At 55.8% G+C, this 24,655-nt stretch carries 12 protein-coding genes and 1 other RNA gene; 3 read left to right on the top strand and 10 right to left on the bottom strand.

Annotated elements, in window-relative coordinates:
- Positions 1-11 precede the first annotated feature (11 nt).
- The 5 genes from RT120_RS19515 to RT120_RS19495 all read right to left on the bottom strand — a co-directional run bounded on the left by RT120_RS19515 (position 12) and on the right by RT120_RS19495 (position 17,049).
- A complete protein-coding gene (locus tag RT120_RS19515) occupies positions 12-1,181 on the bottom strand; it encodes an HlyD family efflux transporter periplasmic adaptor subunit (protein WP_312985239.1) in 1,170 nt (389 codons plus the stop codon).
- A gap of 9 nt (positions 1,182-1,190) precedes the next feature.
- Positions 1,191-3,323: a type I secretion system permease/ATPase gene (locus RT120_RS19510; RefSeq protein WP_312985237.1), complete on the bottom strand. Its 2,133-nt coding sequence runs from the start codon at positions 3,321-3,323 to the stop codon at positions 1,191-1,193.
- A 23-nt stretch (positions 3,324-3,346) separates the two neighbouring features.
- Positions 3,347-4,702, bottom strand: coding sequence for a TolC family outer membrane protein (locus tag RT120_RS19505; RefSeq protein ID WP_312985235.1), 1,356 nt, complete (start codon positions 4,700-4,702; stop codon positions 3,347-3,349).
- Positions 4,703-4,801: 99 nt separating this feature from the next.
- The gene (locus RT120_RS19500; RefSeq protein WP_312985277.1) at positions 4,802-16,345 is read right to left on the bottom strand and encodes an Ig-like domain-containing protein; all 11,544 of its coding nucleotides are present in this window, start codon (positions 16,343-16,345) and stop codon (positions 4,802-4,804) included.
- Positions 16,346-16,374: 29 nt separating this feature from the next.
- Entirely contained in the window at positions 16,375-17,049 is a 675-nt protein-coding gene (locus RT120_RS19495; RefSeq protein WP_312985233.1) for a BapA prefix-like domain-containing protein, read from the bottom strand.
- Between the two features lie 618 nt (positions 17,050-17,667).
- Here RT120_RS19495 and ssrA point away from each other — a divergent pair.
- From ssrA to RT120_RS19480, 3 genes are all read left to right on the top strand, one after another.
- Positions 17,668-18,031: a transfer-messenger RNA gene (ssrA, locus tag RT120_RS19490) on the top strand.
- Positions 18,032-18,215: 184 nt separating this feature from the next.
- Complete coding sequence (locus tag RT120_RS19485) at positions 18,216-19,409, top strand: integrase domain-containing protein (RefSeq protein ID WP_312141877.1); 1,194 nt, start codon at positions 18,216-18,218, stop codon at positions 19,407-19,409.
- 72 nt (positions 19,410-19,481) lie between these two features.
- Entirely contained in the window at positions 19,482-20,513 is a 1,032-nt protein-coding gene (locus tag RT120_RS19480) for a DNA cytosine methyltransferase (RefSeq protein WP_312985230.1), read from the top strand.
- Positions 20,514-20,552: 39 nt separating this feature from the next.
- Here the strand turns inward: RT120_RS19480 and RT120_RS19475 are convergent, their stop codons facing one another.
- The 5 genes from RT120_RS19475 to RT120_RS19455 all read right to left on the bottom strand — a co-directional run bounded on the left by RT120_RS19475 (position 20,553) and on the right by RT120_RS19455 (position 24,457).
- Positions 20,553-21,281, bottom strand: coding sequence for an MAE_28990/MAE_18760 family HEPN-like nuclease (locus RT120_RS19475; RefSeq protein ID WP_312141881.1), 729 nt, complete (start codon positions 21,279-21,281; stop codon positions 20,553-20,555).
- Between the two features lie 2 nt (positions 21,282-21,283).
- Positions 21,284-22,342: a DUF262 domain-containing protein gene (locus tag RT120_RS19470; RefSeq protein WP_312985227.1), complete on the bottom strand. Its 1,059-nt coding sequence runs from the start codon at positions 22,340-22,342 to the stop codon at positions 21,284-21,286.
- 531 nt (positions 22,343-22,873) lie between these two features.
- On the bottom strand, positions 22,874-23,449 hold the full coding sequence (locus tag RT120_RS19465; protein WP_312985226.1) for a phage polarity suppression protein: 576 nt from the start codon (positions 23,447-23,449) through the stop codon (positions 22,874-22,876).
- Positions 23,450-23,467: 18 nt separating this feature from the next.
- Positions 23,468-23,704: an ogr/Delta-like zinc finger family protein gene (locus tag RT120_RS19460; protein ID WP_002437740.1), complete on the bottom strand. Its 237-nt coding sequence runs from the start codon at positions 23,702-23,704 to the stop codon at positions 23,468-23,470.
- Between the two features lie 3 nt (positions 23,705-23,707).
- On the bottom strand, positions 23,708-24,457 hold the full coding sequence (locus RT120_RS19455; RefSeq protein ID WP_312985276.1) for a capsid protein: 750 nt from the start codon (positions 24,455-24,457) through the stop codon (positions 23,708-23,710).
- Positions 24,458-24,655 lie beyond the last annotated feature (198 nt).

The following is a 24,655-nucleotide window of genomic DNA, read 5'->3' as shown; positions in this document are numbered from 1 at the left end:
TGGGATTTTTATTACCGCTCCCTTAACGCCTCTTTCACCTTGTTCAGCGGCTTGATTAAGTAATCAAGCACCGTTTTCTGCCCGGTCTTAATCTCCACGCTCGCCACCATCCCCGGCAAAATCGGGAAGCGTTTGCCGCTGCGGTTTTCCAGCTCCGCATGATCGGTACGCACATATACTCGGTAGTAAAACTGATCGCGCTGCACTTCGTCCTGAAGAGTATCCGGCGACACGATTTCCACTCTGCCATCCAGGTTGCCATAGATAGACGAATCATAGGCCGTGATTTTGACCGTCGCGGGCAGGCCGGGTCGGATATAAGCGATATCGCGCGGGTTAATGCGCGTTTCGATCAGTAGCTTGTCCTCCAGCGGCACAATCTCCATCAATTTGCCGCCCGGCTGAAGTACGCCGCCCACGGTGGTCACCTGGATGTCTTTCACCACCCCGCGCACCGGCGAATAGAGCGTGGCGCGATCCAGCTGATCGGCTTTACCCGCCATCGCCTGGATCTGGGCATCCAGATCGGCATCGTTCTTCACCTGCTCTTCCCTGGCGCGCACCGCGTACTGGTTACGCGCTTCGTCGATCTTACCGCGCAGCTCGGCCACCTGACGTTGCAGACGGATCACTTCCACCTGGCCCGCTGCCCCTTTCGCTACCAGCGGCTGGGTCATGCGGATTTCGGCATTGATCAGCTCCAGCGTCTTTTGCAGGTTGGAAACCGTCTCATTGAGATTACGCCGCCGCGATTCATAAAGCTGACGTTCGCGCACCACCAGGTTTGGCTCGCGCATCGACTCCTCGCTGAATTTCAACGGCTCGCCGGTGAGTTCGGCGCGCAGCCGCTCGCTGGAAGCCCGCAACGCTCTGGCCCGCGCCGCCGCTTCGCCGTAGTTGGACTGAAAACGGGTCGGGTCGAGCCGTGCCAGCATCTGGCCCTGCTCGACGATATCCCCCTCTTGCACCAGCAGCGCATTGACAATCCCGCCGTCGAGGCTCTCTATCACCTGCGCATGGCTGGACGGCGTCACTTTACCGGTGCCGACGGTCACTTCATCCAGCATGGCGAACCACGCCCAGACAAAAAACACCACCAGGCCAATCAGCGACAGCCAGATCACCGACGAGTAAAAGCGCCCCTGACGCGCCAGATCTTCCTCAAGCGTAAGTTGACTCATCCTGTTTCCTTAAGCGATGGACGCCACATTGCTGTTACGTTGGGCAGTTTTGAGGATCTGATCGCGCGGCCCGTCCGCCACTACCTGGCCGTTATCCATTACGATCACCCGGTCCACCAGCGCCAGCAGTGCCGGGCGATGAGTGACCAGCACCAGGGTGCGGCCCGTCAGCCACTGGTGCAGTTGGCGGATAATCAGGTTTTCCAGTTGCTCATCCATGTTCGCCGTGGGTTCGTCCATCAGCACGATTTGCGGATTACGGACGATCAGCCGGCTCAGCAGCACCATTTGCCGCTGGCCGCCGGAAAGCCCGCGCCCGCCTTCGTTAATCAGCCGGTCAAGGCTGGCGGCGTCCTGCTGCACCATATTGAGCGCCCCGCTGATGCGCAGCGCCTGCAACAGCTCCGCCTCGGTGGCGTGCGGGTGACCGAGCATCAGGTTCTGGCGCAGGGTGCCGAAAAACAGCCTGGAATCCTGCGACAGGTAGCCCACCTGGCGGCGCACGTCGTTAGGGTCGATATGCGCCAAATCCACGCCATCGATAATCACTTTGCCTTTTCCCGGCTGCGCCTGGCCGCTGAGCAATTTCAGCAGCGTCGATTTACCGGCGCCGACTTTGCCTAAAATCGCTACCCGCTCGCCGGGTTTGATCTCCAGCTTGCCGATGGACAGCGCGCGGTCGCCCTTTTCTTCGTCGTAGCTGTATTGCGCATTCTGGAACTGGTAATGCCCGGCCAGCACCGGGCAATGCGCCATCTTGCGGGAGGCTTCGCGATCCAGCGGTTTTTTCAGCAGTTCGTTCAGCCCGCTCATGGCGGTTTTGGCGTGTTGCCAGCGGGAGAACACCATGGTCAGTTGCATCAGCGGCGCGAGGGTGCGCGACGAGAGCAGACTGCACGCCACCAGCGTCCCGGTAGTGATTTGCCCGTCAAGCACCAGATAGCTGCCGAACACCAGCATTCCGGCGTAGGTGATTTGCTGCACGGTGGAGGCCCAGCCGCTCAGGCGCGCGCCCCAGATGCGCTGCTTCATGCCGATGCTGGTGCCTACATGGTGGGTATGTTCCCACTGGCGCTGAAAGTACGGTTCCGCCTGTAATGCCTTGATGTCCTCCACCCCCTCGATGGATTCCACCAGCACCGCATTGCGGATCGCGCTCTCGCGCATCCCTTCTTTGGCAAGCTTCGCCATCGGCCACTGGATCAGAATCCCTGGGATCACAATCAGCGGGATCGCCAGTAACGGGATCGCCACCAGCGGCCCACCCACCAGTGCCATAATGCCGAGAAACAGCAGCACGAACGGAATATCCATCGCCGCCCCCACAGTGGTGGAGGTCAGCAGTTCGCGCACCTGATCGATTTCCCGCAACTGTGAAATAAACGATCCGGTGGATTTCGGGCGGGCATCGTTTTTGATCGCCATCGCCCTGGCGAAAAACAGCGACGAGACCTGCAAATCGATATGCTTGCCCATAATGTCCGACACGTGGGTGCGCGCCAGGCGGATAAAGAATTCCAGCAGCGCCGCCATCAGCACCCCGAAGAACAGCACCCACAGGGTTGGGAAGGACTGCGCCGGGATCACCCGGTCGTAAACCTGCATTGAAAACAAAATCCCCCCCAGCGCCAGCACATTGCCCACCACCGATGCCAGCGAGATTTCCGCCAGCTTGCGGCCTGCGTGACGGAAATGCCGCCAGAACCAGTGCGGCTCCCAGGCCTGGGCGAACTCATCAATACGCGGGTCGTGGCTGCGGGCGGCAATACCGATCATCACCACCTGATCCTGTAACCGTTCCAGCAGCGTTTCCAGCGCCTCTTCGCGCACCAGATCGCCGCCATTGCTCACCCAGTAACTGGCAAGGCCGTCGCCGTCCAGCGCCTCAATAAGCACCAGGTTGCCGTCCTGGCCTGGCACAATCACCGGCAAATTTTGCGGGCTCCAGCGCATCCGGTCGCGGGGCATCATTTGAATTTGTAATCCCATTAACCCTGCCATGCGGGAAAGCCGCTGGGAAAGCGGCAAGTTTTCAAACCAGCGCATTTGCTGGCGGACGGCAGGGGCATCGCTGGTCAGGCCAAAACGCCCTGCGGCGCGGGTCATGGCGGCTATCCAGGATGCGGTATCGGGCTGTTCCATACTGACTCCTTCACATGCGCTGCCTATAGCGACGGCAGGCTGTCTCCTGTTAAACGGGTGCGCTCGATGCCCAACATATCGAGCAAATTATCTACCGCTCCGGCGTAGCGCACGGCGGCATCCCAGGCGTCATACCGGGCGACGATGGTGGCGCTTTCCGCCGAAAACACATCCTGCTCAACGCTCAGCAAATCATTCAGGCTGCGCTTGCTTAACTGGTACTCGTCGCGGTACACCCCGCGCGCCTGGCCTGCGCTTAACAGTTGCAGCTCACCGGCCTGCTGGCGCTGCTGCGCGCCGGTTAAATCCGCCCAGGCGGTGGCGGCCTTTTGGTTGACGTCAAGCTTGCTGGCTTCTACCTGGGCGCGGGCGTTGGCCCGGTCGCCTTCGGCGGCATCCACCCTGGCGCTCACCGCGCCGCCCTGATACAGCGGCGCATCCACCACCAGCTGCACTTCATCATCCCAGTAGTCGCCATTGTCGTTCTGATAACGGGTACGCCCCGCCTGTACCGAAATAGTCGGGTAGTGCTGCGCCCTGGCCTGGCGGATGCGCTCTTCCGACGCCAGTTGCTTCGCCTGGGCGCTACGTACCGCGTTGTTCTGGTCGTAAGGCAGAGATTTGAGCGAGATTTTTTGCTTCATCAGATCATCAGGCAGGTCTGGCAGGTTGTCGGAGATCACCCCGGTCAGCACGCTGAGCGACGCCTGCGCCGAACGCATCTGCGCCTGATATTGTTCGTAGGTGGCGTTCATGGCGGCGATGCGCGTGCTGGCCTGCAACACGTCGGACTGGGAGCTCAGCCCCGCCCCGGCGCGCAGTTTTGCCATTTCGCGGACCGACTCCAGCGAACTGCGGTTGCGCTCAGCCGCTTTCGCCAGCGCCTGGTAGCGCTTGACCTGCAAATAGGATTGCAACGTTTCCATGCCGACCTGATTCAGGGTGGTGTACAGATCGTACTGATAAGCGGTCGACAGGTTTTCCTGTTCATCAATGCTGCCGCCGGTTTTGCCAAAATCCCATAGTAGCTGTTTCAGGTTGAGGCCCGCCGCCGCGTTGCTGTTCAGCGAACCCGCAGAGTCGGTACGGTGAGTACGTCCGGCATTGCCGGTGAGCGCAATTTGCGGAAACCAGGCGCTTTCCGCTTCGGAGAGATTGGCTTTCCCGACCTGTATTTGCGCCGAGGCCTGGGCGATTTTAGGGTTGCGGGCAAAGGCGCGCAGAATCGCTTCTTTAATGGTCAGCTGCGCCTGGAAGGCTTCGGTTGGCGCGGTTTGCCAGCGAAAGTCCTCTTGCGCCGCTGCGTTTGCCGCACTGCACAGCGCGACGGCGACCAGCAGCGCCGTCACCGTGCGTCGATACACCGGTTTTATCGTCATCGAATTCCACCTTGTAAAGCCGCCCGCAGGCGGCTGGTGATATTGTTAGAAATCATTCCCTCATCCCTGAGTTCCCGGCGTCCCTGCCTGTGTCGCCCGTTAAACCACGTTGACGTGTAACCCGTGTTGCACCAGCACATCCCCCAGGGTGTTGGACTGCGAGCTGTTGTGGTAAACATCAAACTGCACGCCGTCCACGTCTCGCTGCCCGCTGACCTGCCAGATATCTCCCTGCCCTTTCACCAGGTTCACCTGGTCGCCGTTACTGCCTTTGATCAGCAGATCGTCTTCCGGTTTGTCGGTGATGGTCAGCGCCTCGTTAAGATCGAGGGTGAGGGTATTGGTGCCGGACTGGCCCAAATCGAAAATTTCGATGTTGTGCAATTTGCCGGTCAGTGCGGTGAGGTCGAGAGTCATATTGATGCCGTCGAGCATCAGGGTATCGGTGCCCGCCCCCGCGTCGATAGACGTGAAGCCCAGCGTCGACAGGTGGATGGTGTCGTTACCCTCGCTGCCCTGAAGCGTCTCCCCGCTCTGGTACGTTCCGTCGGCCAGATCAATACTCACGCCGCCAATAGAGAAGCTGTTGAGTTCGCTTTCGGTGGGGGTTTGCGGTTCTGCAAATCCTGCCGCATCATCCCTCGCCACGGTAGCGGTTTGCTGTTCCTGAGTCGCCGCTGGTTCCTGCTGAACATCGGCGGTTACCGCCAGCAGCGAGAAGGTTTCCGCATCGGCCTGGGTCACGGTGAAGCCCGCTGGCGGCTCGGTGGAGATGAGATTGCCGCCCAGCCCTACATTCAGATAGCCCGTGTTGCCCGCCACATCGGTGGAGTAGATCGTCAACACGCTGGACAGCGACAGCAGTTGCAGAATATTCAGCCCCAGACCAAGATTCGCCGACCAGTTGCCGTTGGCATCGGTGATCGCTGTGGTGGTCACGGTGTTATTCAGCAGCGACAAGTGGACGACCGCGCCTGCGCCCAGATTACGGGAGCCACCGTTGAGGGTGAGCCCTTTCGTGAGCAAGGTCAGCAAGTTGAGCGATTGCAGCGCGTTAAAGGTCAGCTCCGGCGTGGTCAGTTTCACGGTCACGTCGGTGCTGGTGCGGGTCACGTTGCCGACGATGTCGGTGACCGCTACGCCCACTTTCAGCGCCCCGTTGGTCAGGCCGTTGAGAATGTTACTGCTCAACGCCAGCGACCAGGTGCCGTCCGGGTTCACCGTGGCGTTGTATGGCGTATTGCCGAGGGTGACGACCACGCTTGCGCCCCCGCCTGCGCCCGTGATCCGCCCGGTGAGGATCTGCCCGGAACTGGCTTCGCTCACGTTCAGGTAGCTGTCGTTGCCAAACAGCGAGGTCAGCGAGAGGGTCGGCAGAAGATGGGTAACGATGTTCAGCAACCCGCTGGTATTGGCGCTGTTGCCTGCGGCGTTGGTCAACGAGGCATTCACCGTCAGCGTGCCGTCCAGCAGTTGGCCGAGATCGGTTTGCGAAACCGGGATCGACCATTTACCGTCCGCGCCTACCGTGGCCTGGTAGGTTTTGCCGCCCAACAGGAGGTTAACCTGTGCGCCAATGGCGTTGGTGCTGCTACCGGTGATGACTTTCGCGCTCAGGATATCGGAGGCGTTCAGGCCGCCATCGCCAAACAGCGGGTCGAGGATAATCGACGGCAGCGCGGCGATGGACACCAGCAGGTTTTGCGTGCCCTGCGCCACGTTGCCCACCACGTCCTGGGCTGTCACCGAGATCAACTGGCTACCGTCCTGCAATCCCTGCAACAGCGCGCCCGGCAGCGACAACTGCCAACTGCCGTCCGCGGCAATGGTGGTGCGCAGCGCCAGCGGCCCAACGTTGACGGTAACCTGCGTGCCCGCCGCCAGATGGGTGGAACTGCCGCTGAGGATCTGGTTGGTCAGCAGGTCCGTCAGGCTCAGGCTGCCATCGCCGAACGGCGTATTGACGGTCAGCGTCGGTACGCCGTTGATAATGCTGTTCAGCACTTTATTGCCTGTCGCCACATTGCCTGCGGCATCCTGCACCGTCGCGGTAACGTTCAGCGCGCCATCCGGCAGCAGACGCAGTACGTCCGGCTGCACCTGCACTGACCAGACGCCATTATTGATAGTGGCTTCCAGCGGCGCGGAATTGCCGATCCTGACCAGCACCGTCCCGCTGGCGAGGTTAGCCACCGTTCCGCTAATGGTCTGGGCAACGCCGGTTTCCAGCGCGTTCAGCAAACCGTCACCGAACACGCTATCCACAATCACCGTCGGCAGATTAGCCAACCCGATGGTGATCGGCGCGCTGCCGGGCACTTGGCTGGTATTGCCGTTCGGGGTGGTAATGGTCACCGTTGGGGTAAATACGCCATCCGACAAGAGCGCCAGTTGAGCCGGACCGACGTTGATAGTAAACGCCCCGTCGCTGGCGACGACGCCCGCAAAGGTTCTGCCGCCAATCTCCACCGAGACGCTGGAGCCTGCCGGAGCATTCCCCACCAGCCCGCTGATGGTTTGGGTCGCCAGCGCGTCTACCGCGTTAAGCAGCCCATCGCCAAACATCGTCAGGGTATTTAGGACCGGTTGCAGCAGATCGAGACGCAGCGTGTTGTCCACTTCGGCGACGTTGCCGTTCTGGTCAGTCGCCGTAATGCTGACCGGAACCGTACCGCTGCCCACGGTTTGCAGAATATCGCGAACCTCTGGTGTTAACGCCACCGACCAGCGGCCATCCTCGCCGACCGTGGTGGTTAACAGCGGCGCATCGCCGATGCTGATATTGAGCGTCTGGCCCGCCAGCCCGGTCGCCGTACCGCTCACCAGCCCGGACAGCAAGTCAGGGATGCTGAGCGTGCCGTCGCCGAACAGCGGATCGAGCGCCAGGGACGGCAGATTACGCAGCGCCACGGTCAGATCGGTGGTGTTCGATACCACGTTGCCAAAGATATCGGTGACCGCCACGTGAAGCGCCGCCGTGCCGTCCGGCAGATTCGCCAGCACGTCCTGTGGCAGGGTCACGGCCCACTGGGTCCCGTTCAGCACAGCCCGATAAGTTTGCCCTGCCAGCGTAACCACCACATCCGCGACGTTTTCCACCGTGGACAGCGTCCCGGTCACCAGTTGATCGGTAGTGCTGTCCAGTACGTTGATAATATTGTCGCCAGCCGCAATCACATCGCCGATCACCGGCAGATCGCTGAGCGCCAGACGCACGTCGACGATCTCATTGGTGGTGTTGCCGTTGGCGTCGGTCACGTTCAGTTGCAGCGAAACCGTATCGGTAAGGATCTGCGTCCAGAGATCGGGCGGGAAGTCGATGGCAAAGCGGCCATCCGGCCCAACGGAGACCACCGGCAGCGTGATATCGGTGCCCAGTAACGTCGCCTCTACCGTTGCACCGCGATAATCCCCGGAGATGGTGCCCGTCAGGGTCTGGGTCAACAGCGATTCGGCAACGTTCAGGATGCCGTCTCCACCGATCAGATCTTCTACCAGCACGCCCAGGCCACGGTTAAGCGCCACGTTGAGCGCCACGTTATTGGTGGAGGTGTTGCCTGCCGCATCGGTGGAGGTAATGGAAATCACCTGTGCGCCGTCGAACAGCGACGTGAGATCCAGATCCGCCGAGTTAATCGTCCAGCGACCGTCTGCGTCAACCAGCGCTTCCGCGACCAGCGGCCCGACGCGCACCGTCACCGTTTCGCCCACGTCGCCACGGCCACTCAGCAGCACGCCAGGGATCGCCGTCGCCGTCGTCAGCAATGCAGGCACGCCCAGGGTGTCTACCACCAGCAGCGGCGCGTCTTTATCGACGGTAATTGGGCGCACTTCGGTGTCCGGGTTGCCCGCCGCATCGGTCATTGAGGCGGTGACATCCAGTGAGCCGTTCGGCAGCGCCGCGACCTGGGCGGGCGTCAGGGTAACGCTCCAGTTGCCTGCGCTGTCTACAGTGCTGTACAAGGTTTGTCCGTTCAGGGTGACCGTGACGGTACGGCCCTGTTCGCCAACCGCAGTACCGGCGATCGTCAACGGCTGATTGCTTTCGCTGGCGCTGATCACGTCATCGCCTGAGATTGGGTTAATAATCACCGTTGGCGGCGTGGTATCGACAATCACGCTGGTGTTGCCGACAGTGACCGGCTCGGCAACGGTAGTACCAATCACGGTATAGTCGGTCTGCGCCGCAAATACCGCCGACGGCACGGCGAGCGTCCAGTCCCCATTGGCGTCAATCACGGCGTTGCCGACCTCAACGCCGTTAACGGTAACGGTCACTTCCTGCCCGGCCTCAAAGCCGGTGGTCCGCCCGGAAATGGCTATTGTCTCGCCGCTCAGTTCGCTGGCGTTCAGGTAGCCATCCGTTCCCGGCGGGTTAAGGGTGACGCTGTATTCCGGCGGCTGGGTATTGATTGTAATTTCGATGGGATCGGATGCCGCCGGATTCTGGGCCCGATCGCTGACCGCCGCCGCAATGGTGGTAACGCCCGTCGTTAGCAGCGCCATTTGCTGCGGCGTCAGTTGCAATGACCAGCCGCCGCCAGGCTGCACGGTGGTGGTGTATTGCTGATCCCCCAGCGTCACCGTCACGGTTTGCCCTGCTTCCACATTGGTGGTGGTGCCGCGAAGGGTCTGGAGCTGCTGACTTTCGGCAAAGCTTAATTCGCCTTCGCCAAAGGGAAGCTCAACGGTGATGGTCGGCGGAATGATAGCAATGTTCACCGGTACGGTGGCGCTGCTGGTGTTGTCCGCGCCATCGGTAATGGTCACTACTACGCTTTGCGGGCCGTTCGGCACGCCATCCAGGCTATCCGGGCCAAGATTGAGCGTCCAGGTATTGCCGGACACGTCCGCCGTGAACGGTACGCCGCCAATGGTAACGATGACCGTGGTGTCTTCCGGCACGCCGGTAGTCAACGAGCCGCTCAGTTGGGTATTGCCATCCGACTCCGCCACGTTCACGTAGCCATCGCCAAAAATAGGGGTGTTGATGGCGACGGTGGGCGGCGTCAGCGCGGCGGTAAACGGCACCTCAAGCGGCGCCTGGTTGCCGTACTGATCCTCGGCAATCACGGTGATGGAGTGCGGGCCATTTGCCAGCGACTGCAACGCGCCCGCTGGCAGCGGTACGCTCCAGGCACCTTCCGGCGTTACGTTAGCCACATAGCGGGTGCCGTTCACATCAATGGTTACGGTGACGTACTGATTCGGCCCGGTGACGCCGGTAGTGCCGCTCAGGGTCAGTGGACCAGCGGCTTCGGCGATGTTCAGGAAATCATCATCGCCGAACAGGCTGGTGATCTGCGGCGTCGGCAACGCGGTCTGCACCTGATAACCAATGGTTTCGGTACTGGTGTTCAGCGCCGCATCGGTGACCAGCACGGTCATGATCGGCGTATCTCCCGCCGCCAGGCCAGTAAAGGCGCGGGTAGGCAGCGTCACGTTCCATTCCCCACGGGCGTTCACCGTACCGGTAAAATTATCGCCATTAAACGTCAGGGTGACGGTCTGGCCAGGTCCGGTGACACCCGTAGAACCCCGGATCACCTGCGGCGTCTGGGTTTCGGCGTAATTCAACACGCCGTCACCAAACGGGGTCATAAAGGTCGCGACTGGCAGGGTGTTGATCACCACGCCAAAACTGCTGTTGCCAGGGGAGGTATTGCCCGCCACATCGGTCACCACCACCGTCACCGGTAGCGTGCCATCCGGCAGCGCGTTTAGCTGTTCCGGCGTCAGCGGCAACGTCCAGCTACCGTCCGGGTTCACCATAGCAATCTGCGCCGGGCCGTTGTTAATGCTGACGGTCACGAGGGCGATTTCTTCCGCCGCCAGGCCCGTGTCGCCGCCCAGCGCCCCGCCCGCGTCCGCCTCATCGCTGTTCAGGGTGCCGTCGGTAAACGGCGGAGTCAGGGTCGGTACCGGCAGCGAGTCGGTGCGCACGTCGAAGTTTTGCGTCACGCTGGAGGCGTTATCTGCCTTGTCAGTTAGCGTGACGGTCAGGGGGTAAGAGCCATTTTCCAGGTTCTGAAGCAGCTCAGGCGGTAATTGCACAGTCCAGTTGCCCCGATCGTCCACTACGCCCTGGATCGGATCGAGGTCGCCAATCGTCACGACGACCGTTTGCCCGCTGCCGGTAAGTCCCGTGTTACCTGAAATAATCTGAGCGACGCCAGCCTCAGCTTGATTAAGATATAAATCATCCCCAAACAGCGCCAAAGGCAGCTCCGCTTGCGGGGCATCCAGCAGCAGTTCGACATTAACGCTGGTGCTGGCCTGGTTACCGAAAGCATCGGTGCCGCGGGCGGAAAGAAGATACTGACCGCTTACAAACGCATTAAGTTGATCGGCATCGATCGGCAATGTCCAGACGCCATCTGTCACCGTGGCATTTCCCAGCAGAGTGTCGCCAAGGTAAATGCCTACCTGCGCCCCATTATCAAAGCCAGTTGACGTCCCGGTGATGTCACCGCCTTCTGCCGCTTCAATGATGCCAATTAAATTATTGGTGAATACCGCGTCCAGCGTCAGGGTCGGTAGCACCGTGCCGACCTCAAGCGGCAGGGATTCACGGGTTTCGTTGCCTTGCGGATCGGTCACCACCACTTGCAGGTCATTCACGCCCTGATCGAGCGCTTTAAGATCCTGCGACGGCAGCGTCAGTTGCCAGTTGCCGTCGATCCCCGCCTGGGTGGTAAGGGTGTTGCCGTTGAGGGTCAGCGACACGGTTGATCCCGCTGTGGTCGTGCCAGTGAGCAGTTGATCGACGCCCGCTTCGGCGAGGTTCAGGCGGCCATCGGCGTAGAATCCTGTTTCATTGATGATGACGTCAGGGCCGGTGGTATCAACGGTTATCGGATAGCTAATCGCCGCTTCATTCAGCGCCGGATCGAATGCGGTGACCACCAGGTTATAGCCCCGATCGGCGAGCGCCTGAAGATCGGCAGGCTGGAGAGTGACCTGCCATTTGCCATCCTGGCCAATGGTCGCGGTGTAATTCCCGTCGCCCAGGGTGATGTTTACCAGCGTGCCCTGCGGCAGATTCCGCGATCCGCCGGTAAGGGTCAGTGGCAGATCCTGCTCCCGGGCGTTGATCACATCGTCCCCGGCCACGACGTCCACCGTCAGGCTCGGCTGGTTCTCCGGGCTGGCGATGAAATTAACGGTACGGGTAGTGCTGGCCGGGTTGCCCGCCGCATCCGTGACCGTAACGGCGATCGCCTGCGGGCCGTCGGCCACCCGCGCCAGATCGTCCGCCGGGACGTCTACCGTCCAACTGCCATCAGCCAGCACGGTGGTGCGATACTCTACGCCATTCAGCGTCAGCACCACTTCCCGGCCCTCTTCGACAAAGGTCGTGGTGCCGGAAAGCGTCACCCGTTCTTGCGCTTCGTTGGCGTTGATGTAGTCATCGCCGGACACCGGATCCAGCGTCAGGGTTGGCGCGCTCAGCGGATCGGTATTCAGCGTCAGGGTAGCGGTGTCGGTGGCGCTATTGCCTACCGGATCGCTCGCCGTCACGGTCACCGTGACCGGGCCATCTGGCAGATTGCTCAGCGCATTGGCCGGAAGGGTCACGCTCCAGATATTGCCTTCCTGGATCAAAGCGCTGTATTTCTGGCCGTTGAGATCGACAATCACATACTGCGCCCGCTCAGGATCAAACGGCCCGGCGGTCCCGCTGATAATGATTTCCTGCTTCGCTTCGGCAATGTTAACGGAGTTATCGCCCGCGATGGGGCCGATGGTCAGGGTCGGCGGCGTAGTATCCACTTCCAGGCTACTTTCCAGGGTATTGCTGTTGCCTGCGGCATCGGTCGCGGTGACCACCAGCGCATTCGGGCCTTCAGCCAGATCGGCCAGCGCGGTATCGGGGACAGCAACGCTCCAGTTGCCGTTGGCGTCTACGGTGGCAGTCAGGATTGCTGTTCCCAGCGTGACGGTGACGGTTTGCCCTGCCCCACTGACCCCGGTGGTGCCGCTCAGCGACCCGCCGCCCAGTTCGCTACCGCTGACGATGCCGTCGGTAAACGGCGTATTGAGCGTCGGCTCCGGCGTCTGGTGCGTCAGCACATTGAAGCTGTGCGAGGTAGAAATCGGATTGCCGTCGGTATCCATGCCCGACACGGTGAGCGTGGCGGTGCCATCTGCCAGCGCAGCGGCATCTGCCTGCGGGATCAGCGCGCTCCAGGTGCCCCCCACAGCCACCGTCGCCGGGTACTGTTTGCCGTTCAGGGTCACGGTCAACACGGTGCCTTCAGCGATATTCACACTGCGCCCGGCGATCTCAAATCCATCGGCCAGATCGGCAACGCCGAGAATATTATCGCCGGTGATCGGATCGAGGGTCAGCGAGCTGGTGTCGAGGTTGATGGTGAAGGTGCGATCCTGGCTGGCCTCGTTGCCCGCCGCATCGGTGACCGTCACGGTCAGGGTTTGCTCGCCATCGGCCAGCGCGCCAATCGCCACTTGCGGGACCGTCACGCTCCAGCGCCCGGCCGCATCCACAAAACCGGTCCAGCTATCGCCGTTAATGGTCACCGTGACTTCACGCCCGGCTTCGACGTTCAGGGTGTAGCCGGTGATAGTGACATCCGCGCGTACTTCGCCGGCATCAATGATGTTGTTATTGGTCACCGGATCGATAACAACCTGCGGCTGCTGCTGCGGATCGGTATCCACGGTGATCACATGGTTAATGGTGGTCGGGTTACCCGCGCTATCGGTGACGGTAACGGTAATGGCAACCGGGCCGCTCGGTAACGCCTGGAGAGTTTCGGTAGGGATCGGCAGCTCCCAGCCGCCACCCGTACCGATAACGGTTTGGTAAGTCACGCCGTTGATCGCGACAGTGACCGGTTGCCCACCTTCTGCGCCCGGTGCGGTGCCGCTGAGCAGTTGCTGCACGCTCGCCTCCGCCACGTTGAGGATATCGTCACCGGTAAATGGCAATACGGTCACCGTCGGCGGCGTGACATCCACGGTAAAGCTTTCGCCGATTGGCACCACGTTGCCTGCCGCGTCGGTGACGGTCACCACCATCGCGACCGGCGAATCCGCCTCGGTCAGGCCGGTTAGCGCGCCTGCGGGCAGGCTCACGCTCCAGCTACCGTCGGCCGCCACCTGGCCGCGATAGGTGTTGCCGTTGAGGGTGATTTCAACCTGCTGTCCGCCGCCTGCGATACCGGTACTGCCGGTGATTTCATGGGACTGACCGCGTTCCGCCAGGTTGAGCACCCCATCGATAAATGGCGCGTCCAGGCTGGGGTCAGGTAAGTTTTCAATCATCACATTCAGCAGATGGCTGTCGCTAACGGGCGTGTTATCCGGGGAGGTCGCCGTGGCGGTGATGGTGAGTTCGCCATCCGCCAGTTCGGTTAAGACTTCAGGACCAACGGTGACGCTCCAGGTGCCATCCGGCCCGATGGTGGTGTCAAACAGCGTACCGCCGAAATTCACCTCGATGGCGGTCCCTGCCGGCAGGCCGGCGCTGGTGCCTCGCACCACCAATTCTTCGGTGCTTTCCGCCTGGTTGAGATAATCGTCATCGGCGATAATGCTGATCGCCACCGCGCTCAGGTTCTTGTCCACCACAAAACTGTGCTGCTGAGTCGCAGGCTGACCATAGGCGTCCGTTACCGCGACTTGCAGGGTGTTGGTGCCGTCAGCCAGTTTTTGCAGATCGGCGGCGGTCATCTGGATGCGCCAGTTGCCGTCTGCGTCTACCTGGGTTGTGAATTCCTGGTTACCCAGCACCACGACGATTTTGCTACCAGCCTCGACGTTTTCTGTCGAGCCGGTCAGCCACTGATCGGTTTTGACTTCAGCGGCGCTCAGGGCGTTATTGGCGGTGAACGGATCGACGCTCAGCAACGGCTGCGCGGTTTTCACCGACACGACGCCGGTGGCCTGTTGGCTGTTGCCCGCGCTGTCGGTGAGCGTCACGGTATAGTTGTTATCGCCTTCGAGCAGCGAGCTCAGGCTACCGGCAGGCAGCCGGACGCTCCAGGTTCCATCACTGTTGACCGTGGTGGTGAAGCGCTGGTTGTTGATATCCACCACCACTTCCCGGCCATTTTGCTCAGGCGTGGTGACGCCCGAAAGCGTCTGCGCCGCGCTGAGTTCCCCGCCGCTCAGTTTGCCGTCGCCCGAGAACGGCAACAGGCTGAGGATGGGCGGCGTTATGTCGACAATGGCGTTACCCGCCAGCGTGACGCTGTTGCCTGCGGCGTCAATGGCGTTGACGTTCAGCGACACGGTGCCTTCGCGCAGGTTCTGGAGATCTGCGGCCGGTACCTCAAGCGTCCAGCGCCCATCCACATCGACCACCGCGCTGTAGCTCTTGTCGCCAAGCTGTACCGCCACCTGCTGCCCCGTGCCCGTGACGCCGGTGCTGCCGGTGAGGGTTTGGTTGGCGGTAATTTCCTGCGCGTTGAGATAACCATCGCCGAACGGCAGGTCAAGCGTCGGTTTCGGCAAATAGTTCATTATGACATTCAGGTCACGTGAGTCGCTGGCGCTGCCAATGCCATAGGTCACTGTGGCGGTGACCGGCGTGACGCCATCCGGCAGCGAAGCCAGATCTTCCGGTGGGATCACGGCGCTCCAGTTGCCTGCGCCATCCACCAGCGCGGCGTAATCTTTACCGTTAAAATTCACCGTTACCGCGACGTCCGGCCCGGTGACGGTAGTCACGCCACGCACTTCCAGCGGTTGGGTCGATTCCGCTGCGCTCAGATAATCATCGGTAGAAAGAATGGCAATGGCGATGGCGTCCTGAGACGGGTCGATCACCAGAGTTTCAGTGGCTTGCGCCAGCGGCGTGCCGTCATTGTTCTGGCACTGCACGGTAATGGTTTCTGCTGGCGGCGTTAGCGCCTGCAAGTCACCTGCGGGCACCGTTACCTGGAAGCTGCCGTCGCCGGCAACCCGGGTGTAATAGGCATGGGTGCCAAGTGTGACCACCACCAGTTGGCCTGCGTCGATATTCGCCGTCCAGCCCGTTACGACCTGGTTTAGCGCGAGTTCTGCCCCGTTGATCTGGTTATCGCCGGTAATAGGTTCCAGTTGGATAATCGGCTGGGTGGTATTGACGATAAAGCTTTGCTCAGCCGTGGCGGTGTTGCCTGCCAGATCCGTCACGCTGATTTCCAGGGTGTAAACCTGATCTTCCTGTAACGTTTGTAGAACCTCAGACGGGATTAACGCGCTCCAGCTACCGTCTTCAGCAACAATCGCCTCGAACTGGTTTTCGCCAAGGGTGATGGTGACCGTTTGCCCGGCATCTTCCGGCGAGCTAAACCCGGAGATGAGTTTCCCGCTGTCGACCTGCGCCTGATCGAGGACGTTGCCGGGAGAGAACTCAGCCAGATCAAGCTCGGGTGGGATGGTATCGACTGTCAGGGTGATATCTTCGGAGATGGGATTGCCATTGCTGTCGACGAAGGAGACATTCAGGTTAGCGTCACCTTGTGGAAGCGCCTGTAATACCGCACCTGGAATGGTGACCGTCCAGGTGCCGTCCGCCGCAATAACGGTGTTCCAGCTGTTATTGCCGAGGGTGACGGTGAGCGTGCGACCCGCATTACTGGCATCCGTCGTGCCGCTAAGGATTTGATCGGTATTGCTGTCGGCGAGGTTGATAACGTTATCTTCGGTGAACGGCGCGATGTTTAGCGTGGATGGCGTAGGGTTTTCGCCGCCTGGCGAAGGAGTGTCGCCACTACCGTTGTCACCGCCGACGGTGCCATCATCATCGCTGCCAGCGCCACTGTCTTCACCGCCATTGCCAGAACCGCCGTTTTCACCGCCCGTTCCACCGTCTCCACCGCCGTTACTGCCGTCGCTATCGTTACTGCCGCCGCCCCCCCACCGCCGCCACCGCTTGCCGCGATGGCCACACCGGCAATACCACCCACCGCAGCCAGGCCGCCCAGGATGGCCGCCGTTGACAGGCCTTCACCTCCGATTAGCGCGCCCAGCGACGTATCCGCCATCACCGGGACAATCGCTTCCGCCGCGGCAGGACCGGCTTCAGTTGCAAAAGGGAAAACCGCATGGTGGGTACCGTACTGGTCTTCGAAAATCAGTTCGCTGTGCAACCCGTCGGCATCGAGGTGGAAAAAGTTTTGATAGCGAACCGTTGAACCGTCGCGCATATGGACAATCAGGTCATCACCCTGACGCTCATAAAAATTAACGGATTCCGGCGAGGCATTAATTCTAACCACGCTGGATTGCGTGATATTCACCACACGATCGCCGGGCCCGGAATATTGGGTAACCAGATCGCCAGTTTTGCGATTTAGAATATCAACAGATTCTGAACGGTTATTTTCTAAAGCCATGCGGCTATCTCCCGAATAAAGACAACAGTCAACCCGGCGGAGTGAATGCATCACACCCGCTAAAGATTGATGCCGCTTCGTTTAAAGCAGCATCAAATATTTGCCTGGTATAAGTGTTTAAGAGAAAGATAACTTACTGAAATTAATTATTTTTTATCATTCGGCGCGTTTGGCGGTAGGTAATAGGCACCATTAAACATATAAACAACCTTTGTGAATTAGGCAAAAAAAAATGCAACAATTATGCGGTGGAAAAAATACGCACCTGTGCTAGCGATAAATAAACCACTGTTATAAAAGAGAGTAGGGAAATTAATCTGCCAGGTAATCTTCATTAATATCGTAACGACAAGTGATTATTTAAAAATAGAAGCATGAAAAATATATAATGCATAATAAATAATAAGAGCATTCCTGGTCACTAATACACATTATCCGTTTCGAAATATTTCAAATATAGCCTACTCAATTACACCTTCGTTTATCTGTATGATTATTAGCCGAAAAAGGCGTGCAATACTCATACATGGCGCTGCGTCGGATAACCCATGCAAAAGTCGTAGTGATATGGACTGGCATGGCGAAGCCAAAATCTGTTATACTTAGCCCAACACTTTTGGGGCTGATTCTGGATTCGACGGGATTCGCGAAACCCAAGGTGCATGCCGAGGGGCGGTTGGCCTCGTAAAAAGCCGCAAAAAAATAGTCGCAAACGACGAAAACTACGCTTTAGCAGCTTAATAACCTGCTCTGAGCCCTCTCTCCCTAGCTTCCGCTCTTAAGACGGGGATCAAAGAGAGGTCAAACCCAAAAGAGATCGCGTGGATGCCCTGCCTGGGGTTGAAGCGTTAAAACTAATCAGGCTAGTCTGGTAGTGGCGTGTCGGTCCGCAGGTGCCAGGCGAATGTAAAGACTGACTAAGCATGTAGTACCGAGGATGTAGGAATTTCGGACGCGGGTTCAACTCCCGCCAGCTCCACCAAATTATGATCCGGATACTTCCGGTGAAGTACAGAAAGCCCGCACGGTACAAGCCCTGCGGGCTTTTTTGTGTCTGTCATTGTCCGAGAACATCCAGCTAAATCCGGTGATTATTGGTATACGTTTAGGTATACGGTAGGATGTATACCTAAACGCGTATACCAATTCATGAAGGAGCGGCCACAGTGGCACGGACAACACGCCCCCTGACCAACACCGAAGTTCTGCGCGCTAAAGCGTTAGAGAAGGATCTAACGCTGCATGATGGCGATGGCCTTTTCCTGATAGTGAAAACCAGCGGGAAAAAGCTCTGGCGTTTTCGTTATCAACGTCCGGCGACAAAACAGCGGACAATGATGGGGCTCGGTGCCTTCCCCGCCCTTTCACTTGCCGATGCCCGAGGGTTAAGAGCGGATTACCTTGCCTTGTTAGCTAATGGTATCGACCCTCAAGTTCAAGCTGAAGTTGCAGAGGAAGAGCTGCAAATCGCTCTGGACAGTATTTTTTCGACTGTCGCTGCTAACTGGTTCCAACTCAAAAGCAAAAGCGTTACCCCTGATTACGCAAAAGACATTTGGCGCTCACTGGAGAAAGATGTATTCCCTGCTATCGGTGAGATCCCTGTTCAGCAAATCAAAGCCCGTGCATTGGTTGAAGCGCTTGAACCAATCAAAGCACGTGGAGCACTTGAGACAGTTCGCCGGCTGGTGCAGCGCATTAACGAAATAATGATTTATGCCGTCAACACTGGTCTGATTGATGCGAATCCAGCATCAGGTGTTGGAATGGCCTTTGAGAAGCCCAAAAAACAAAACATGCCGACACTTCGGCCAGAAGAATTACCAAAGCTAATGCGTTCTCTCGTAATGTCAAATTTGTCTGTCCCGACGCGCTGTCTCATTGAATGGCAGCTCCTGACCCTTGTGCGCCCTTCTGAAGCCTCCGGTACTCGGTGGGCAGAGCTCGATCTCGAAGCAAAGCTATGGACAATTCCAGCAGAGCGGATGAAGGCAAAACGCGAGCACATTGTTCCTTTATCGCCTCAAGCACTTGAGTTACTGGAAGTAATGAAACCTATCAGTGCCCATCGTGTACACGTATTCCCTAGCAGGAATGATCCGAAGCAACCAATGAATAGCCAAACGGCGAATGCTGCACTGAAACGTATTGGGTATAATGGAAAGCTCGTTGCTCATGGTTTACGTTCTATAGCAAGTACCGCGATGAATGAAGCTTGCTTTAACGCAGATGTTATTGAGGCTTGTTTAGCTCATTCAGACAAAAATGAGGTACGTAGAGCCTACAACCGTAGCACATACCTTGAACAACGTGCTGAAGTTATGAAATGGTGGGGAAGCAAAGTCAAAGGAATGATGTGAATAACTAATCATCAATGTTGCTTATGAAAGCTGTTATAATATGCATAAATTGAAAATAGATAGAGAATTATTTTGAAAATCAAAGCAGTAGATTTATTTTGCGGAGCCGGGGGGCTAACCCATGGGTTAAAGCAATCAGGCATTGATGTAGTGGCAGGTTATGATATTGAAGAAACCTGCCGTTTTGCGTTTGAATTTAATAATAACGCAGTTTTTATCAATCAAGACATAACTGTTTTGAAGGGTGAACAGATCCTTAGTCATTTTAAAGATTCAGATGTAACGATTTTAGCTGGATGCGCTCCCTGTCAGCCGTTTTCAACATATGGAAGAACGAAAAACAAGAAAAAAGATGACAAATGGGCATTATTATATTCTTTTTCACGGTTAATTGATGAAACGCAACCCTCTATCGTTACTATGGAGAATGTGCCTGGCTTGATGGCTCAAGACGTATTTAAAGATTTCATTAACAATCTTGAAGGCCATGGATATAATGTTTGTTATAAGATCATTTTTTGCCCAGATTATGGAATGCCGCAAACGCGTAAACGTTTAGTTTTATTAGCATCCAAATTAGGCTCTATCTCTATTATTGATCCGACTCATAACAAAAAAAATTATGTTACTGTTAAGGATGCAATATTTGATCTTCCATCATTAAGTGCTGGAGAATGTGACAAACACGATCCACTTCATAAATGTTCTACTCTTAGCCCTTTGAACATGGAGCGTATTAAAGCCTCAAAACCCGGAGGTGATTGGCATGATTGGCCGTTACACTTGAGAGCACCTTGTCACTTAAAAGAGTCTGGAAAATTTTATAAAAGTGTTTATGGCAGGATGTCATGGAATGAACCAAGTCCAACAATAACCACACAGTGCTATGGTTTTGGTAATGGACGTTTTGGTCATCCAGAACAAAACAGGGCAATCTCCTTAAGAGAAGCTGCGATACTGCAAAGCTTTCCGAAAGATTATTTATTTTTCGATAAAGAATCTACTTTGGACATTGCATCAACAGCAAGAATGATAGGTAATGCGGTGCCGGTAAGGTTAGGCGAAATCATTGGAAAAAGTATTCTCAAGCACCTTTCAAATTAAACATGGCGTGCAATTGCACGCCATGGGCTCGTATAGTTTCTAAGCGACTGCTCTGTACAATGTTCTATTTAAATAGTCATCAAAACCATTGATTACTGCCTCTAAATAATTTCTAGTAATTTCAATTAGTTGATTAATACTAGTTAGTGTCAAATCATCGCCGCATTCTGAAAAAGAAATTTCACCATGTGCTAGCTTATTTCGGGTGTAAGTAATTAATTGAATCACACCTCTATTGTCCTTTACTGGACGTTTCACTGCGGTGTTAATAGCTCGAGGGATATTTAAAGTAAATCCCATTCGCTGAGCCAAAAGTCTTATATTTTCATTATCCCAATTCCCTCCACCACCTTTAGGAATAGTTAATTCAAAAGGAACATTATCAATAAAATAATTACAAAGATTAATTGCCTTTTCCAGACGACTTTCTGGCACTAAAATATCATGAGTACCTGCTATATATCGTATCCATAATTGCCTAATTTCATCTTTGAGGATACCTATACCATTTTCTCTTACATCATTTTGAATCTGCTTCTCCACAGCTTTAATTAATAATGTAATCGTTGATTCCACAAGATTATACAAATGAATATAAACATTTGCATATATTGTTTTCTGCAACATGGGTGTTATAACATAAACAGAGTTATTTAGCTGGAGATTAGTTGAGCCGCTAGATAATCCACTTTCCATAAATACCAAAAATGAATAATAAGTGTTGATTTCATCAACCCTGTCGCTGAACGTTGTTCTCACTATCTCCATGATTAATTTCCATATTTATTGGTTACGAATGCGATTCTTCCTAGCAATTTCTTCTTAGCATTCGCTCCATCGGAACGCACTTCAGCATTAAACTCGTCACTGCTAGCCCATTCAGTATTAATATCTGTTCTAGTTTTAAATTGTGGATTTTTCTCTAAAAAATGATATGTTCCAATAGCAATTGCTTCGTAACGAGACCTTGGTGTTGTAGTAGCCTTCTCTGTTTTACGGAAACCTATTGGGAAGTTATTGTCAATGAACTCCATTGTTTCATAAAACCTTTGTTTATAAGCATCAATTAACAATGGCTTTGCCCGAAACTCTTCGTTCATTTTCTTGATATATCTAAAAACAAATCTAGACACATCATCTGCATATTCATCCAACCCATCACCGTAAGCAAAAAACCTTGAAACCAATTCTTCTTGTTCTCTTTGATCTTTCTGTTTTTTTGATACTGGAGCTATTTTTTTAAAAAGTTCGGAGTTTGCTAACTCAATTACCATATTCATAAACTCACCGCGAAGTGCACCACGGCGTACCTCTGCAGGGTTTGCTACTTTGCTGCCTGTATTTATTCTTTCGAAAAGATCAAATCTTGACTCTTCATCAGCATATGAATTTAAAGTAATTCCACGTAACGAGCGATTTAATATTTTCCTACGCCTTGACGCGGGAAAATCATTGAAACACATCCCGTTTGCGGCTGGTATTTTCTCAAGATTTTGCAAGACAAAATCGTTATAGAGAAAATCCCTTATAGTTCTCAATCGTTGAGAACCATCCACTATTTCCAACTTCCCAGTATCTGGATCTTCCCAAAAGAAAACAAATGGAATAGGTAAACCTATAATAATAGATTCTAAAAATTTAGATTTGCGGTCATCCTCCCATGTAAATGCTCGCTGATAATCAGGAACAATATATTCCTCATTCTTCATTTTCATTGCCAAAATTTCCAATGTAAATTCTGACACAAAGTATTCTATTCTCTTAGAGCTTTTAAGTATTTGACTCTCAGCTAAATCAACATCTATTTCCACTGCATTTTTTTTGCTCATCCTTTATATCCTTTCTACAAGCCGTTGCACCACCCAGCAGCATTTTGACAATTAATATTTACTATATCTCAAGCTCATCCCAAAAAGTACCCTCAATCAGCTTACGAATACCATAAACATCAGTTTATCATTCAGCACTATGTTACTTCCTTAATCTGATACCAGACCAGCCACCGCGCACTGTCCCGCCCGCCTGCCCGCTCCACTAAAGGGGCATCACTAGCCTTTAGATACCTTTCATAATTTCTTCATCGCATCAGCTACTTGATGCGATGACTGCGTTACAAATACTCAATCCTTTAACATCCTTATTTTCTAGAAAAAATTTAAATGTAATTATCAGCGCGCAATGCTTTCCCCGCCTCGCCTGCCCGCTTAAGGGGGCGGTTTTAATGCAGATGCATGAACCGGCTCAGGCCGCGCCGTTACTGGTACGGGAAGGGGTGAAAAGGGTGCATAAACGCATGCAAAACCATGCACCCTGTGGATGCATGGCTTAATTCAGGAAAAACAGCGGGTTTTCGGGGATTTTCAGGCGGGGCGTTGCGCGGTCATTTCTGCACACCGGCGCGCATAAATCCGGTGCTGAACGGGCGTATATTTTTGCTGATTATCCACCCGCGAAGCCGCGTCGGGCCTGTGTCCGGCGGCGGTTAAAATGTCATTATCCTGCGCGCAATAATTAATTTCTTTTTCTTCGCTCAGCCAGTTGTTCAGGGCTTCACGAAAATAACCGGCAGCACGGTCGAGGGCACGGTGTCTGACCAGCTCCGGCTGGCCGTTCAGTGTCTTTAATTCCGGGGCCAGCACGGCGGCAAGCGTTGCGCCGTGCTGCTGCATAAATCCGTCAAGGCCGTTCTGCATACTGACGCGCTGTAATGCTTCATGCGAGCGGATATAGCGACCGGCCGCCTGGTTAATCTGCCATTTTTTCACGTCGATACTTTCACGCAGTTCCGCAAGTCTCACCGGGCACTTGTCACTGTCACCGGTCAGATGCTGATACAGCGCCTGCTCTGCCTGTGCCAGTTCAGCTTTAAGCATAAGCCAGGCGGCTTTGTCTGTCTGACAGGCTTCAGAGGCCTGTTGTGTGGTTAATGTGGTCACGGTTGTTTTCCTGTCAGATTACTGCGTGGCGGATGGTCGCTGCGTTCTGGCCCTGCCGGACTCAGCTTTAATAAAATCATCCGCCTCACCCCCTTCTGACGGTGGGCGGATAATACTGTCGATGGATTCCATCGAACGGAAACTTGCTGAACAGAGCAGATTGGTGCACTGGTAATAGCGGTGTTTCACACTTTCCGACAGATAGCGGCTGGTACGGGCATGCGCCGCCTGTTTGCAGAACGGGCAGTGGATCATGATTTACTCCTTCATCCCGTTACCGGCTTTTTTTGCGGCCAGTGACTGCGCGAGTTTCAGACGGCTGACCGGGCTGTCGTAGAGCTTCATATCCACGCCGGTCAGCGCCGGGCGGTGCATGCCGGTGACGGACAGCACCGGCTCCTGGTCCAAGTCAAACTGATACATGACCGTCCTTCTCATCAGGCTTTCCCCGAGTTCACGGGCAGCGGTGGCGTGTGCCGCCGTGTCTCCCCGCAGCTCCAGCGAACGGACACGCAGCACAAAAGCACGTACCAGCGCTGTGTCAATGCCGGTCTGCGCACAGGCCCATTCCCCGTCTGCATAGGTAGTGAATGCCGTGTTGTGGTTGGCCGTGTATTTATCGGCAGTGCCACATGCAGCGAGCATCGCGCGGGATTTATCGTCCTCCAGTTCAGCAATCAGGGCGGTGAATTCCTCTGCCAGCTCGCGGCTGGCGATACGCTGACTGTGTTCGGCTTTCATTTCCGGGGTGATGTTGCCGCGCAGGCTGCGAAACCGGCTGCGCCAGCTCTGCTCCGCCTCGGTGCTTTCATCCAGTGCGGCCTGCCGCTCCTGTTCGCTGCGACGAATGGCCGCCTCAATGTCATACAGCTTTTTCATGCCCGCCATATGCGCGTCGCGGGCCTGCGTGAATGCATCCAGTGCAACGGCCACGCGCTGTTCGTTTTCCTTCTGCTGGTTTTCGCTCATTGATTTCATGGCGGTGGCAATAATTTCTGCTGGCTTAATCATTTCAGGTTCTCCGTGTGTTCAACCTGAATAAATTCTGCCGCGCCCCAGACAACAAGACGATTCATTCCAGTTGTGGCAGGTCTGGCACAAAGAGAGGCAAACCCGGCTCGCCAGAAAGAGGTCGCAGGAAAACCGTACTTACCGTTTGTTTTTTTACTTATAACTGTTCACTCTGTTCACCAGAAATAAAAGAAT

The sequence above is a fragment of the Atlantibacter sp. genome (genome assembly GCF_032062175.1).
Classification (GTDB): Bacteria; Pseudomonadota; Gammaproteobacteria; order Enterobacterales; family Enterobacteriaceae; genus Atlantibacter.
Note: the sequence above shows the minus strand (reverse complement) of the source record. Positions and strands in the feature narration are given on the sequence as shown.